Source organism: Actinoallomurus spadix (assembly GCF_024055725.1).
GTDB lineage: Bacteria > Actinomycetota > Actinomycetes > Streptosporangiales > Streptosporangiaceae > Actinoallomurus > Actinoallomurus spadix.
On record NZ_JAMXMX010000003.1, the window covers coordinates 267,722 to 282,152 of the forward strand.

The window sequence follows — 14,431 nt, forward strand, 5'->3', positions numbered from 1 at the left end:
GGAAGTCCGAATGGTCGGTCGGTGCCGGCGCGCGCGGCGCCGCGCGCGCTCACCGGTCATCGCGTCGCTCCCGGCGCTCACGCAGGACGCGCCGCATGACCTCGCGGTCGTCGAAGGGGAGGACCGCACCGCCGACATACTGCCCCTGTTCATGACCTTTGCCGGCCACGACGACGACGTCGCCGCGCCGGGCCCGGCCGGCCGCGAGAGCGATCGCCGCGGCCCGGTCGGGCTCCACGATCACGTGCGCGCGCTCGCTCTCCGGCACGGTGAGTATCCCCTCGACCATAGCGGTGAGGACGGCCCACGGGTCCTCGGAGCGCGGGTTGTCGTTGGTGAACACCGCGATATCGGCCAGGCGCGCGGCGAGTTCCCCCATGACGGGGCGCTTCCCGGTGTCGCGGTCGCCGCCGCAGCCGAGCACGATGATCAGGCGCCCGTCGTCGGCCACGAGCGGCCGGAGGGTCCCCAGGACGGCCTCGACGGCCCCGGGCTTGTGCGCGTAGTCGACCAGCGCCGCGAACTCCTGGCCCTCGTCCACGCGCTCCAGCCGCCCCGGAACGCCGGGCAGGCCGGCGACGCCGCGCACCGCGGTCTGCAGGGAGATCCCCGACTCGACCAGCGCCACGATCGCGCCGAGCGCGTTGGCGACGTTGAACGGGCCGGGCAGCGGCAGCCGTACGTCGGCCTCCACCCCGCCGGGGCCGACCACCCGGAAGTCGCTGCCGTCGGGGCGCACGCGCACGTCCTCCGCCCGCCAGTCCGCGACCGCGTCACCGGACGCGGAGAAGGTCGTCATGGGGATGCCCGCGATCCCGACCAGCCGCCGGCCCCAGGAGTCGTCGACGTTGACGACGCCGATCCGGCTGTACTCCGGCGTGAACAGCCGCGCCTTGGCGGCGAAGTAGTCCTCCATCGTCGGATGATGGTCGAGATGGTCCTGCGAGAGGTTCGTGAACACGGCGACCTCGTAGAAGGCGCCGCCGACCCGGCCGAAGTCCAGGGCGTGGCTGGAGACCTCCATGGCCGCCGCCGTCACGCCGCGCTCGCGCATCAGCGCGAACAGGCCGTGCAGGTCGGTGGCCTCCGGGGTGGTCAGCGCGCTGGGCAGCACCTCCCCGGCGACCCGGATCTCGATCCCGCCGACCAGGCCCGTCTCGTGACCGGCGGCCCGCAGCCCCGCCTCCAGCAGGAAGGTGGTCGTCGACTTGCCGCTCGTGCCGGTGACGCCCAGCAGGGTCAGGTCGCGCACCGGGTCGCCGTACACCCAGGACGCCACCCGGCCGAGCACGGCACGCGGATCGTCCACGACGAGCACCGGCAGTCCCGACTTCTCCGCCCGGATCCGGCCCTCCCGGTCGGTGAGGATTCCGGTCGCACCGGCCTCGGCCGCCTGCGCCGCGAACACCGCGCCGTGGAACCGGCTGCCGGGCAGCGCGGCGTACAGGTCCCCTGGGAGGACCTTCCGGGAGTCGTGCGTCACACCGGTGACCATTCCCTGCGGCGGCTCGGCCCCCTCGCGCAGGCCGAGAAGGGAGACGAGCCCGGACAACGGGCGGGCGGGAACGGTCTTGGGTCGCATGAGATCGGGATCGGGTCTGTTGGACACGGCGGAGAGGGTACCGCCGGTCACCCCTGGTCTGGGGAGATACGGATCTTCTGGGACCGGCCCGAGCTCGGCGGGACGCGCCGGCTCTGCAGCGCGAAGCTCATCACGTCCTTGAAGACCGGGGCCGCCACCTCCCCACCGTAGTAGCCGTTCTGCGGCTTCTGCAGCACGGCCTCCACGACGAGTTGCGGATTCTCCGCGGGGGCGAAGCCGACGAACGTCGCGGTGTAGCCCCCGCCGTCGTAGCTCCCGGTCCGGGGGTTGACGCGCTGCGCGGTGCCGGTCTTGCCCGCGACGCGGTACCCGGGGATCTGCGCGGCGGGCGCGGTGCCCTCCTTCGTGGTCACCCCTTCGAGCATCTTGGTGATCTCGGCGGCGGTCGCGCTGCTGATCACCCGGTGCTGGGACGGCTTGGCGGCGGCCGTGAGGGTGCCGCGGTCGTCGGTGGTGCCGGCGATCAGGTTGGGGGTCACGCGGACCCCGTGGTTGGCGATCGTGGCGTAGACGCTGGCGACCTGCAGCGCGTTCACCGAGACGGACTGGCCGAACGCGAGGGAGTAGCGGTCGGTGCCCCACCACTGGTTCGGCGGCTTGAGCGAGCCGGCCGCCTCCCCCGGCAGGCCGACGCCGGTCTCCTGGCCGTACCCGAACGCCCGCAGGTACTGGTAGAGCTGGGCGTCGGACAGTTTGTCGGCCGCCATGATGGTACCGACGTTGCTCGACTTGGCGAGCACGCCCGCGAAGGTGAGGGGCTCGGTCGGATGCGTCTCGGAGTCGTGGAACGTCCGGTCGAACTTCGTGATGTGGTCGGGCACGTCGAACACGGTGTCCGGCGTGACGTGGCCGGCCTCCAGCGCCGCCGCCGCGGTGACCACCTTGCTGGTGCTGCCGGGTTCGAAGTCGTCCTGAACGACCCGGTTGCCCCAGTCGCTCTCGGGATACCTGCCGTAGCTCGCCGGGTCGAAGGTCGGCGCCGTCGCCATCGCCAGGATCTGACCCGACCGGGGATCCAGCACGATGACGCTGCCGCTCTGCGCCTTGGTCGCCTTGACCTGCTTGGCGATCGCGTCCTGCGCCTTCCACTGGATGTCCTGGTCGAGGGTCAGGCGCAGCCCCTTGCCCGGGATCGGCTTGAGCTGCTGGTCCTCCCCCATGGGGATCCGCTGGCCCTTCTCGCTGACCTCGACCTTCTGCCAGCCGCTGCGGCCCTTGAGCAGCTTGTTCATGCTGGACTCCAGGCCCGCGGCGCCGTCGCCGGCGGCGTTGACGAAACCCACGACGTTCGCGGCGAGGGAGCCGCCGGGGTAGATCCGGCGGTACTCCTGCTGAGTGCCGATACCGGTGAAGTCCATGCCGGTCACCAGACGGGCGCGGTCCGGCTCCACGTGGTGGATCAGCTCCCGGTAGTGATCCATCTTCGACCGGGGCGTGAGCTTCTTGAGCAGCGTGGCGGGGTCGAGCCCGAACATCGACGCGAGCGTCGTCGCGATCTTGTTGCGGATGTTCGTGTGGTTCTTCTGCTCGTACTGCTGGATCAACGAGGGGTCGGCGTAGATCACCCGCGCGTCGACGGTCATGGCGAGCGGCTGGCCCTGCGCGAACGTGATGGCGCCACGGACCGCGGGCAGCGGGATCCGATTGAGCCGCTGGCGGATCGCCGCCTCGGCGTACCCCTTGGACTCCAGGCCCTGGAGCTGGACGAGGCGCCCGGCGAACAGCGACAGCACGAACGCCACCAGCAGGAGACCGACGTTCAGCCGCTTGATCGGGTCACGCCGGACGATGCGGCGCCGCAGGAGCGCCCGCGGCCGTCGCGGCGGGCCCGGCGGGCGGCCGCCACGGGCGCGCCGGGGTGCGCGCTCGGCGCCGCCGCCCCGGACGCCCGGGCGCGCGGTGGCCGCCTGACCGCGGCCGGTCTGGCCGCGGGAGCTCTGCCCGCGGGCGCCCTGGCCACGCCCGGTCTGCCCGGGGCCGCTCGTGCGGCGCGGGCCTCCGGGCGGGGAGGGGGCGGCCGGCCCGCGGCCACGCCGGGAGGTCACCGCGTGCCGCCTCCCTGCCGGGGAGCGGCCGTCTTCGGGGCGGTCCCCTGTCCCGGAGCGGCCTTCCGCGTCTTCTGGGTGTTCTGGGTCTTCTGGGTGTTCTGCGTGTTCCCGGCGGGCCGGCGGTTCCGGGTGTTCGGGGTGCCCTGGTGCGGCGCCGGACCACCGGCCGGCGGCACGAGCGCGCCGGGCGCTCCGGTGACGGCCCCGGCCGCCGCGGCGGCGACGGCCTCGTCGGACACGCCCTGCGGCGGGGCGCCGACCTCGGTCACCCGCCCCGTGCGCGCGTCGATGAAGGCGGCACCCTGCGGGTCGACCATGCCGAGGCCACGGGCCTTCTGGTGCAGCACCGCCGGGTCCTGCTCCCGGGCGATGTCGGACTTCAGCGCCTGCTCGCGCTCGGCCAGCTGCCGGTTGTCGCGCTGCAGCTCGCTGAGCGTGAAGGCGTCCTGGGCGAGGACGGTGTTGAGCAGCAGCAGGCTGACGAGCGCGCCGCCGAGCAGCCCGACGACGAGCAGGACGAACGGCGCACGGGCGCGGGGCGGCGCGGACCGCCGGGGCCGCCGCGCGGCGGTCTCGGCCCGGGTCCCCGGCGTCCGGGTCGACGGCCTGCGCGTGGGCGCGGTACGCGTCCGCTCGGGCCGGGTCGCCGGTCCCCTGGTCGCCGTCCGCGCACCGGCGGTCCGTGCCGGAGCGCTCACCGGCGTGCCGGTGGCCCGGTCCGCGGCCCTCGCCGGCGTGCCGGTGGCCCGGTCCGGGGCGCTCGCCGCCCTGGTGCCGGTCTTCCCGCCTGTTCCGGCGCGCGTCCGCCCGCCGGCGGGCGCGGCCTTCGTCTTCGCCTTGGCCGCCTTGGCCTTCTTGACCGGTGGCTTGGCCGCATTGGTGGTCTTGGTGGTCTTCGCCGTCTTCGTGGTCTTGGCCGCTCCGGTGCGCTCGGTGGCCTCGGCCGGCCTGCGGCGCGGCGCCGCCTTCTCCTGCTTCCCGGCGTGCTTTCCGGCATCGCCCGCCCGGGTGGGCGCGTCCGCGCGCCGACGGCGACGCCGGGTCTCCGGCGGCGGGGTCGTGATGGTCATGCGATGCCTCCTGCTCCACTCCGCCCGCTCGGCGGCTGCTCACCGAGGGGCATCGCGCCGATGCCTCGCGGACGTCGCTCCTCCCGGATCCGCTCGGCGGCGCGCAGGCGTGCCGAGGCGGCCCGGGGGTTGGTCGTGGTCTCCTCGTCGGCCGGCTGCTCCGCCCCCCGGGTGAGAAGACGGAACCGGGGCTGTGCCTCCGGCAGCGGAACCGGCAGGTCGGGTGGGGTGGTGTCAGTGGTGCGCGCGGCCAGCGCGCGCTTGACGATCCGGTCCTCCAGCGAGTGGTAGGACAGGACCGCGATGCGGCCGCCGACGGCCAGGGCGTCGAGGGCGGCGGGCACCGCGCGCTCGAGCGCGGCCAGCTCGCCGTTCACCTCCATGCGCAGCGCCTGGAAGGTGCGCTTGCCCGGATGTCCTCCGGTCCGGCGCGAGGCGGCGGGGATGGCGCCGCGGACGACGTCGACGAGGCGGGACGTCGACGTGAGCGGGGCGCGCCCCCGCTCACGGACGATCGCCTCGGCGACGCGCCGCGCGAACCGCTCCTCGCCGTAGTCGCGCAGGATGCGCGTCAGGTCGGCGGTCGAATAGGTGTTGACCACCTCTTCGGCGGTGAGCCGCTGGGTGCGGTCCATCCGCATGTCGAGCGGTGCGTCGTAGGAGTAGGCGAAACCACGCTCGGCCTCGTCGAGCTGCGGGGAGGACACGCCCAGGTCGAAGAGGACGGCGTGCACCCGGGGCACGCCCAGGTCGGCCAGGACCCGCGGGATCTCGTCGTAGACGGCGTGCACGAGCGTGAACCGCCCGGTGTACGGCTCCAGGCGGCTCCGGGATCGCTCCAGCGCCGTCGTGTCACGGTCGAGGCCGATGAGCCGCGCCCGCGGGTGCGCGGCGAGGATCGCGGTGGCGTGCCCGGCGAGGCCCAGGGTGGCGTCGACGTAGATCGCGTCCTCATCGGAGGGTGCCGACAGTGCCGGGGCGAGCAGCGCCAGGATCCGGTCGAGCATGACCGGAACATGGCCCTGCGCGCGCGAACCCTCCTCGCGCTCGTCGTCGCCGTGCATGGAACCCCCTCGGAACGCCACTGCTCGCGGACAGCGCTGAGACCGCGCTCGCCGTCGCCCGTCACTCCTGAGAGATCTTTCAGGAACGAAAGAAGCGACCGGTGTGGCCGTCCACCCCGTGGAAGACGCCACCCCTCCTGCTCGGCGGCTCACCGCTCAATGGCTGACGCCGGCCCCCGTCGGGATTTCGTCCGGCCAGGTCCCCATCCGCTGCTCCGTGAGGAAGAGCTGTGCAACGGCCATCTGGCACCGGGGAAGGTGCGCCAGCTGGGAGCGGGTGGAGACCTCGCCGAACAAATCCGATCACCGGCGATGGTGCGTCAAAGAATCCCGGGCAGCACCTCCTCCGACAGGTCGGAGAACTGCTGCTCTTGGTCGGCCAGGTAGGTCTCCCACGCCGTGGCGTCCCAGATCTCCAAGCGCGTGTTGGCCCCGATGACGGCACAGTCGCGGGTCAGGCCCGCGTAGCTCCGGAGAGCCTGCGGAATGGTGATCCGGCCTTGCTTGTCGGGGACCTCGTCGGAGGCGCCGGCGAAGAAGACCCGGCTGTAGTCCCGCACTGCCTTGGCGGTGACCGGTGCGGTGCGAAGCGCCTCGGTGATGCGCTGGAACTCGGCCTCGGGGAAGACGTAGAGGCAGCGTTCCTGGCCCTTCGTGATCACCAATCCCCCTGACAGCTCCTCGCGGTACTTCGCCGGCAGGAACAGTCGTCCCTTGTCGTCCAGGCGCAGGGTGTGAGTGCCGAGGAACATCGGCCCCCACCTCCCGCTTCGCGGGGTCGATTGCCCTCCCCCACGGCGCCCCACTGTACTCCACTCTCCCCCACGGTCAACGACCAAAACACCGGTCACGCGGCATCTCGCCACGCGTCCGGGCAGGTCAGAAGAGGGCGCCCTCGGGGGGTGCCACAGACCCCGTCAGAGCCGCCCGGCGCGGCGGTCAAGACCGGCCGGCGACCCCCGGATAGGGTCCGGCGACGGCGGGTGGGGGAAAGTGGGGGGGACCCCCGAGGCCACGACCCGTCATCAGCCGGACACGGGTCGCGCCGGCGGGGGCGCGAGCGCGTCTCACGCCGTCCTCAAGAGATCGCCGCGGTCGTTCACCAGACATCGCCGCGGCAGGGCCCGACGACGTACTGTCAGTACGACATATCGGGTGGGAGCGCTCATCCACGGCGGTGCGGCGACGCGGCATCCGCCGCTCGGGTGGCCCGGGGAGGGGTAAGTGTCAGTGAGCACGCACGGGGACCTGGGCCGGGGACTGGACGGGCTGGCCCAGATCTCGAGCAAGATCCTCGGAGCCATCGAGTCCGTCATCGAGGGCAAGCCCGACGTCGTACGCCTCGCGCTGACCGTTCTCCTCGCCGAGGGCCACCTCCTCATCGAGGACGTCCCCGGCGTCGGGAAGACGATGCTGGCCAAGGCGCTCGCCAAGTCGATCGACTGCTCGGTGCGGCGGGTGCAGTTCACGCCGGACCTGCTGCCGAGCGACATCACCGGGGTCAGCGCCTACAACCAGGAACTCCGGGAGTTCGAGTTCAAGCCCGGTCCGGTCTTCGCGAACATCGTGGTCGGCGACGAGATCAACCGCGCGTCGCCGAAGACGCAGTCGGCCCTGCTGGAGTGCATGGAGGAACGCCAGGTCACCGTCGACGGCCGCACGTACCCCCTGGACGCGCCGTTCATGGTGATCGCCACTCAGAACCCGGTCGAGATGGAAGGGACCTATCCGCTCCCGGAGGCGCAGCGCGACCGGTTCACCGCCCGGATCGCGATGGGTTACCCGGAGCCGGCGGCGGAACTCGAGATGCTCGACGTGCACGGCGGACCGTCCCCGCTCGACCGGCTGCAGCCCGTCGCCCAGGACGGCGACGTACGGGAGATGATCGAGGTCGTGCGGGAGGTGCACGTCGCGCCCGCGCTGCGCGGGTACGCCATCGCGCTCGTCGCCGCGACGCGGAACCATCCCGAGCTGCGCCTGGGCGCCTCACCGCGGGCGACGCTCCAGCTCGTCCGGGCCGCCCGCGCCTACGCGGCCCTGGACGATCGGGAGTACGTCCTCCCCGACGACCTGCAGCGCCTCGCGGTGCCCGTGCTCGCGCACCGGCTGCTGCCGACCGCCGAGGCGCAGGTCCAGCGCCGTTCACCCGAGCAGGTCGTCGCCGAACTCGTCGAACGCGTCCCGGTCCCCGACCACCGGCGCTGACATGGGGGGGACGCTCAGCGCGCTGACGACGCGTGGCCGTTCGTTCGTCGCGGCCGGGGCCACCGCGATCGCGTGTTCGTTCGTCCTCGGCGAGCGGGACCTCCTTCGCGCCGGCCTGCTCATCCTGGCCCTGCCGCTGCTGTCCGTGCTGGTGGTCTCGCGGACCCGCTACCGGCTGACCTGTTCACGCCGGGCGAGCCCGACCCGCTTCGCCGCCGGCGGCGAGGCCCAGGTGAACGTCCTGCTGGAGAACGTCTCGCGGCTGCCGACCGGGATCCTCCTCATCGAGGACCAGGTGCCGTACACGCTGGGCGGGCGCGCGCGGTTCGTCATCGACCGGATCGAGCCGGGCGGCGGCCGGGAGATGGCCTACCGGGTACGGGCGGACGTCCGCGGCCGGTACGCCGTCGGGCCGCTGACCGTACGCCTGGCCGACCCCTTCGGCCTGGTGGAGCTGGTCCGGTCGTTCTCGGCGGCGGACGTCATCACCGTCACGCCCGCGATCGTTCCCCTCCCGGCGGGCCGGCCCACCGGCTCGTGGACGGGCGGCGGTGAGAGCCGGGCCCGGCTCGTCGCCGGCGCCGGGGATGACGACGTGACGCCCCGCGAGTACCGGCACGGCGACGACCTGCGGCGGGTGCACTGGCGGTCGACGGCGCGCCGCGGCGAGCTGATGGTGCGCCGCGAGGAACAGCAGTGGCAGACGAGCGGCACCCTGTTCCTCGACACGCGCCGGACGGCGCACTGGGGAGACGGGCCGGGCGCGTCGTTCGAGCAGGCCGTGTCCGCCGCGGCCTCGATCGGGCTGCGGCTCGGCCGGGAGGGGCTCGGCCTGCGGTACGTCACCGGCGAGGGCGTGGCGCTCGCCCCGTCCGCGGCGTTCGAGGGGGCGCTCCTCGACCTCCTCGCCGTGGCCCGCACGTCGCGGGGCCGGTCGCTGCGGCCGGGCCTGGCGGCGGTGCGGGAGACGGCGAACAAGGGCGACGGCCTGATCGTCGGAGTGTTCGGGCGGCTCACTCCGGAGGACGCCCGCGAGGTCGCCGGGGCCGGGCACGGGACCGCCGCCCGCGTCGCCGTGATCGTCGGGGAGGAGAGCGCGGACCCGGAGGCCGCCCGGATCCTGCGCACGGCGGGGTGGCGGGTCCTCCCCGTCGCCTCGGCCGCCGCGCTGCGGACGGCCTGGCCCGACGACGGCGGACCGCTCGGGCCGCAGCATCGGACGGAGGCGCGATGAGGATACGCCTGACGATCGTGGCCTGCGTGGCGACACTGCTCGCCTCGCTCGCGCTGTACCCGCTGTTCAGGACGGCGGGGTGGTTCGGCAGCGGCCTCGGCGCGGTACTCACCGTCGGCGGGGCGGGCGCGCTGACCCGGCGTTTCCGCCTGCCCGCCCTGGCCTGTCCGCTGATCGCCATCGTGGCGCTCGGCTTCTACCTCAACGTGCTGTTCGCGTCCGGCGACGCGCTGCTCGGCGTCGTCCCGACTCCCGGCTCGGTGTCGTACCTGGCGGAACTGGCCGGCGACGGTTGGCGGGACTCGTTCCGCTACGCCCCGCCCGTCCCGGTGCTGCCGGGAGTGGAGCTGCTGAGCACCGGCGGCATCGGGCTGATCGCGATCCTCGTCGACCTGCTCGCCGTCCGTCTGCGCCGTGCCGCGCCGGCCGGCCTGCCCCTGCTGGCGATGTACGCGCTCCCGGCGCGGTTCCGGGAGGAGAGCACCGGCTGGCTGGTCTTCCTGCCGGGCGCGACCGGATACCTCGCGCTCCTCGTCGCCGACTCCCGTGACCGCCTCTCCGGCTGGGGCCGTCCGGTCTTCACACGGTACTGGTCGGGCGAGGCGCCGATCCGCGACCGCCCCGACTCGAGTCCCCTGGCCGTGACGGGACGGCGGATCGGGCTGACCGCCGTCGTCCTGGCGATCGTGGTCCCCCTGGCGGTGCCCGACGTCGATCCGCGCTGGCTGCCCGACGCGGGCGGCGGCGGCGCGGGCGGGCTCACGACGGTGACCACCCCGGACCCGCTGGTCAGCCTGAAACGCCAGCTCGTACGGGCGGACGACGCCGTCGTCCTCACCTACCGGACGTCGGACGAGGCCACCCCGGAGTACCTGCGGATGTACTCGCTCGACCGGTTCGACGGCGACGGGTGGACGTACTCCGCGATCCACGGGGACAAGAACGCGCGCGTGGACGGCCGGGCCCTGCCCCCGGCACAGGGCCTGGGCCTGGACTCCTCACTCCTCCGCCCGGTGACCACCACCATCAGGGTCGACTCGCACGTGCGCGGCATGAACGTCCTGCCGGCCCCGTACCCGCCGACCAAGGTGTCGATCAAGGGCGACTGGCGGGTCGACGCCCCGACGCTGATGATCTTCTCCCCGCATGAGTCGGCGGGCGGCCGGGCCTACACGGTGTCGAGCGTCCGCCCCTCGCCGACGTACCAGCAGCTGGAGGCCACCACCCCGCTTCCCCCCGACGTCGCCGCGCGCTACCTCGCCGTGCCGGCCCCGCTGTCGGTGGGAAGGGACGTCATCGCCCTGGCCCACCGGCTGACCGCGACGGCGCCGACGCCGTACGACCGGGCCGTCAAGCTGCAGCAGTGGTTCACCAAGCCCGGCAACTTCACGTACAGCCTCGACGCGCCCTCCCCCCGCAACGTCGCGGCGCTGCGCGACTTCCTGTTCGGCAGCCGGACCGGATACTGCGAGCAGTTCGCGGCGTCGATGGCGCTGCTGGCCCGGCTCGTCGGCATTCCGGCGCGCGTCGCCATGGGCTACACCGCCGGTGAACGCCAGGCGGACGGCGGCTGGATCGTACGGACCAAGGACACGCACGCCTGGCCGGAGCTGTACTTCGCCGGCGTCGGCTGGCTGCGGTTCGAGCCGACCCCCGCGGGAGGCATCGGCCAGGGCAGCGCGACCGTACCGGACTACACCAGCCCGCTCCTGCTCCCCGGCGCGCCGGGCAGCGGGCCCACGGGCCGGCTGCCCTCGACCGGGCAGGCCCCGGGCGGCCGCTCGGCCACCGGCTCCGGGCCGGTCCCGCGCCACCGCGCCGACCCGCTCGACCGGGGCGGCCCGGCCGGACCGCTCACCACGCCGCACCACGGCGGCCTGCCGATCGGCCGGGTCCTGACGCTGCTGGTCCTCCTGCTCCTTTTGGTCTCGGCACCCGCGGCGCTGCACCGCTTCGCGCGGGTACGCCGCTGGGCGCGCGCGGCGACCGAGGCCGACGTGGCACACGCGGCCTGGGACGAACTGCGGATCGCCGCGGTGGACTTCGGGCTGCCGTGGCGGACCGGCGACAGCCCGCGGGCCGCGGCCCGGCGGCTCACCGGGGCGCTGCCGCCGGACGGGCCGGCCGCCGAGGCCCTGAACCGGCTCGTACGGGCCGAGGAGCTCGCGAGGTACGCGCCGGCGCCCGGCCCCGGCACGGGACTTCGCGAGGACGTACTCACCGTGCGGTCCGCGTTCGCCGCGGCGGCCGGCCGGCGCGGCCGCTGGCGGGCCCGGGTGCTGCCACGATCCTCGGCGGCGCTCCCGCGCGGCGTGGCCGGGCGGGCGCTCGACGCGTTGGACCGGCTCGACTCACTCGCCCTCCGCCGGCGACGCCGCTCCGCCGGCTGAGCGAGCGGCGGAGCCCCGGGCAGGTGTCCGCTCAGGACCGGCCCCGGGGAGGCCGTCCGCTCCGGCACGCCCGGCCGGAGCCGCCCGGAGAACGCGTCCGATCGGACGGCCCGGCGGGAGGCGGCCCGGGAAGCGCGTCACCGCCCGGCGGTGCCGGGCGGTGACGTGGGTCTCGGGGGAGGTCAAAGCTCTCCGTGGCGGCGGCGCCAGCGCTCCTCGATGCGCTCCATGAAGCCGCCCTTGGCTCTGGCCGCCTTCGGCCGCCTGCCCCGCCTGCGCGGCGCCGTATCGGCCACTCCGTTCATCCGCTTCCAGCTGGTCAGCCCCCACGCGCAGCAGGTGACCATGAGCAGGAACCCGGCCACGCTGATCACGACGCTGATCGGCATGGTGTTCACGATGACGCCTGCCAACACCACGAACAGGCCCAGCGCGGACCCGATCGCGGCCTTCCAGATCCTGCGCCTGTAATGCACCTGTGGATCGGTCGAGCGGACCGCCGAAGCGAACTTCGGATCCTCGGCGTACAGCGCGCGCTCGATCTGGTCGAGCATGCGCTGCTCGTGGTCAGAGAGCGGCACGGCGCCTCCCAAAGACAGCCCCGCGAGGGGGAATCCCACGCCGGACGGGGACTTGGCTATCGGTGATATGCCCAGAATACGAGCCCTGACGACCGGGGGAAAGAAAACGTTCGCCTGTGGGCAGGAGGATCGTCAAGTCAGCACTCCTGATCACTCGGCGTCGTCACTGCTCTCACACCCGTCTCATCGGTCGACATCGGTCTCCCGACCGTGGCGAGGGTCACTCTCACGGTCCGCGCGGACCAGGGCGGCGGGGCGTACGGCGCCCGCGCCGAACCGGCGGGCGGCCAGGTCCATGGCCGCCTCCGCCTGGCGCCAGCCGGTCTCCGGCTCGCCCAGGGCCAGCTGCCGCGGCGTCGTCCCGGCGGCCACGAGGTTCTCGACGCGCACGCCCACCAGCCGCAGGGGGACGCCCTCCAGCCCCGACGCCTCGTACAGCGCGCAGGCGGTCGCGTACACCTCACGGGCGACGTCGGTCGGCTCCCGCAGCGTGCGGGCGCGGGTCACGGTGGTGAAGTCCGATCGGCGGAGCTTGACCGCCACGGTGCGGCCCGCCTGGCCGCTGCCGCGCAGCCGTGCGCCCACCCGGTCGGACAGCCGCAGCAGTTCACGCCGGATCGCCTCCGGGTCGGCGATGTCCCGGTCGAACGTCTCCTCCGCGCCGATGCTCTTGTCCGGCACGCTCGCCGTCACCGACCGCGGATCCCGGCCCCAGGACAGGTCGTGCAGGTGCCGGCCCACCGCGTCGCCGACCTCGCGCCGCAGCGTGTCGACCGGCGTCCGCGCGAGGTCGCCGACCGTACGGAGACCCAGGCGCCGCAGGGACTCCTCGGTGCGCTCCCCCACGCCCCACAGGGCCGCGACCGGCAGCGGGTGCAGGAAGTCGACCACCTCGTCCGCGGGAACGACGAGCAGGCCGTCCGGTTTACACCTGGTCGACGCGAGCTTGGCCACGAACTTGGTGCTCGCCACCCCGACCGAGCAGGTGATGCCTTGCCGCGCGACGACCTGCTCCCGGATCATCCGGCCGATTTCGGCGGGCCGGCCCAGCCGGCGCCGCGCCCCCGCCACGTCGAGGAACGCCTCGTCGAGCGCGAGCGGCTCCACCAGCGGCGTGACGGACCGGAAGATCTCCATGACGCCCGCCGACACGGCGGCGTACCTGTCATGGCGGGGCGGCAGCACGGCCGCCTGCGGGCAGAGCCGCCGGGCCCGGCTCATCGGCATCGCCGAGTGCACCCCGAAGGCCCGGGCCTCGTACGAGGCGGCGGCCACCACACCGCGCGGCCCGGCCCCGCCGACGACGACCGGGCGGCCGCGCAGCTCCGGGCGCTCCAGCAGCTCAACGCTCACGAAGAAGGCGTCCATGTCGACGTGCAGGACCGTGCAGCCGGTGTCGTCACCCGGCGGACCGGGCGGCGGCCCCGGCCGGTGCAACTGCTGCTTCCTGCTCATCGGTCGCCTAGCGCCGGTAGGCCAGGGCGTGGAGCTGGGTGGCGACGTCCTTCAGGACGGGGTGCATGGCGACGGCGCGCTCGAGGGCGACGAGCTCGTCCGCGGCCCCGCGCTCACCGTCGATGATGCCGCTGGGTACGAGGTCGGCGAACACGCGGACCCCGTGCACCGGCCCCGACCGCAGGCCCGCCGCCTCGATCAGCTCGGCCAGCATCCCCGAGGTGAACCGGCGCGGCACCGGGTCGCGGTCGCCCCAGCGGCCCTGCGCGCTCGACAGCACCCGCCGGGCGTCCTCGAAGTGCCCGGCGAGCGCCCGGTGGAGCACCGCGGCGACCTGGTTGGCGGCCAGCACGCTGACCGCTCCGCCGGGCCGTACGGTGCGGGCGATCGCGGCCAGCGCGCCGGCCGGGTCGTCGACGTACTCCAGCACGCTGTGGCAGATGACGAGGTCGGCGCTGTCCGGCCCCACGACGTCCAGCAGGCCGTCGGCGTCGCCCTGCGCGGCCCGGACCGCGACTCCGGCCTCGGCCGCGCGGCGCTCGAGGCCGGCGAGAGCGTCCGGGCTGGCGTCGACGACCGTGACGTGGTGCCCGAGCTCGGCCAGCGGCACGGCGAACCCGCCGGTGCCGCCGCCCGCGTCGACGACGTCGAGCCGGTCACGCCCCGACTCCTTCGCGGTCTCGTCGAGGACCTCGCGCAGGATCTCCCACACGACGGCGGTGCGCGTCGACCGCGAGCGCGGACGATCGGTCACGGCTGCCCCCTCCCGGCTCGGTGCTTC

At 74.1% G+C, this 14,431-nt stretch carries 11 protein-coding genes; 3 read left to right on the forward strand and 8 right to left on the reverse strand.

Annotation, left to right across the window (positions count from 1 at the left end; translation table 11 throughout):
• Positions 1-49 precede the first annotated feature (49 nt).
• The 5 genes from NE235_RS05375 to mraZ all read right to left on the reverse strand — a co-directional run bounded on the left by NE235_RS05375 (position 50) and on the right by mraZ (position 6,537).
• On the reverse strand, positions 50-1,582 hold the full coding sequence (locus NE235_RS05375) for a UDP-N-acetylmuramoyl-L-alanyl-D-glutamate--2,6-diaminopimelate ligase (protein WP_252799950.1): 1,533 nt from the start codon (positions 1,580-1,582) through the stop codon (positions 50-52).
• Between the two features lie 47 nt (positions 1,583-1,629).
• On the reverse strand, positions 1,630-3,393 hold the full coding sequence (locus NE235_RS05380; RefSeq protein ID WP_454464574.1) for a peptidoglycan D,D-transpeptidase FtsI family protein: 1,764 nt from the start codon (positions 3,391-3,393) through the stop codon (positions 1,630-1,632).
• 251 nt (positions 3,394-3,644) lie between these two features.
• Entirely contained in the window at positions 3,645-4,721 is a 1,077-nt protein-coding gene (locus tag NE235_RS05385) for a hypothetical protein (RefSeq protein WP_252799805.1), read from the reverse strand.
• Positions 4,718-5,785: a 16S rRNA (cytosine(1402)-N(4))-methyltransferase RsmH gene (gene rsmH / locus NE235_RS05390; RefSeq protein ID WP_252799806.1), complete on the reverse strand. Its 1,068-nt coding sequence runs from the start codon at positions 5,783-5,785 to the stop codon at positions 4,718-4,720. The genes NE235_RS05385 and rsmH overlap by 4 nt, the downstream gene beginning before the upstream one ends.
• A gap of 320 nt (positions 5,786-6,105) precedes the next feature.
• A complete protein-coding gene (gene mraZ / locus NE235_RS05395) occupies positions 6,106-6,537 on the reverse strand; it encodes a division/cell wall cluster transcriptional repressor MraZ (RefSeq protein ID WP_252799807.1) in 432 nt (143 codons plus the stop codon).
• A gap of 472 nt (positions 6,538-7,009) precedes the next feature.
• Between mraZ and NE235_RS05400 the strand changes: the two genes are divergently transcribed.
• Genes NE235_RS05400 through NE235_RS05410 form a run of 3 tightly spaced genes read left to right on the forward strand, consistent with a single transcriptional unit; the run spans position 7,010 to position 11,614 of the window.
• A complete protein-coding gene (locus tag NE235_RS05400; protein WP_406567540.1) occupies positions 7,010-7,990 on the forward strand; it encodes an AAA family ATPase in 981 nt (326 codons plus the stop codon).
• Between the two features lies 1 nt (position 7,991).
• On the forward strand, positions 7,992-9,224 hold the full coding sequence (locus tag NE235_RS05405) for a DUF58 domain-containing protein (protein ID WP_252799808.1): 1,233 nt from the start codon (positions 7,992-7,994) through the stop codon (positions 9,222-9,224).
• On the forward strand, positions 9,221-11,614 hold the full coding sequence (locus NE235_RS05410) for a transglutaminase TgpA family protein (RefSeq protein ID WP_252799809.1): 2,394 nt from the start codon (positions 9,221-9,223) through the stop codon (positions 11,612-11,614). Before NE235_RS05405 ends, NE235_RS05410 begins: the two co-directional genes overlap by 4 nt.
• A gap of 182 nt (positions 11,615-11,796) precedes the next feature.
• Here the strand turns inward: NE235_RS05410 and NE235_RS05415 are convergent, their stop codons facing one another.
• The 3 genes from NE235_RS05415 to NE235_RS05425 all read right to left on the reverse strand — a co-directional run bounded on the left by NE235_RS05415 (position 11,797) and on the right by NE235_RS05425 (position 14,404).
• Positions 11,797-12,168: a DUF3040 domain-containing protein gene (locus NE235_RS05415; RefSeq protein ID WP_252799810.1), complete on the reverse strand. Its 372-nt coding sequence runs from the start codon at positions 12,166-12,168 to the stop codon at positions 11,797-11,799.
• A 210-nt stretch (positions 12,169-12,378) separates the two neighbouring features.
• Positions 12,379-13,650: a DNA polymerase IV gene (locus NE235_RS05420; protein ID WP_252799811.1), complete on the reverse strand. Its 1,272-nt coding sequence runs from the start codon at positions 13,648-13,650 to the stop codon at positions 12,379-12,381.
• A 7-nt stretch (positions 13,651-13,657) separates the two neighbouring features.
• Positions 13,658-14,404 carry a methyltransferase domain-containing protein gene (locus tag NE235_RS05425; RefSeq protein WP_252799812.1) on the reverse strand — a complete coding sequence of 249 codons (747 nt, stop codon included), beginning with the start codon at positions 14,402-14,404 and terminating at the stop codon, positions 13,658-13,660.
• Positions 14,405-14,431 lie beyond the last annotated feature (27 nt).

Coding starts and splice junctions, on each gene's coding strand:
- NE235_RS05375 (WP_252799950.1), bottom strand. CDS start 1,582: ATGCGACCCAAGACCGTTCCCGCCCGCCCGTTGTCCGGGCTCGTCTCC.
- NE235_RS05385 (WP_252799805.1), bottom strand. CDS start 4,721: ATGACCATCACGACCCCGCCGCCGGAGACCCGGCGTCGCCGTCGGCGC.
- rsmH (WP_252799806.1), bottom strand. CDS start 5,785: ATGCACGGCGACGACGAGCGCGAGGAGGGTTCGCGCGCGCAGGGCCAT.
- mraZ (WP_252799807.1), bottom strand. CDS start 6,537: ATGTTCCTCGGCACTCACACCCTGCGCCTGGACGACAAGGGACGACTG.
- NE235_RS05405 (WP_252799808.1), top strand. CDS start 7,992: ATGGGGGGGACGCTCAGCGCGCTGACGACGCGTGGCCGTTCGTTCGTC.
- NE235_RS05410 (WP_252799809.1), top strand. CDS start 9,221: ATGAGGATACGCCTGACGATCGTGGCCTGCGTGGCGACACTGCTCGCC.
- NE235_RS05415 (WP_252799810.1), bottom strand. CDS start 12,168: ATGCTCGACCAGATCGAGCGCGCGCTGTACGCCGAGGATCCGAAGTTC.
- NE235_RS05420 (WP_252799811.1), bottom strand. CDS start 13,650: ATGAGCAGGAAGCAGCAGTTGCACCGGCCGGGGCCGCCGCCCGGTCCG.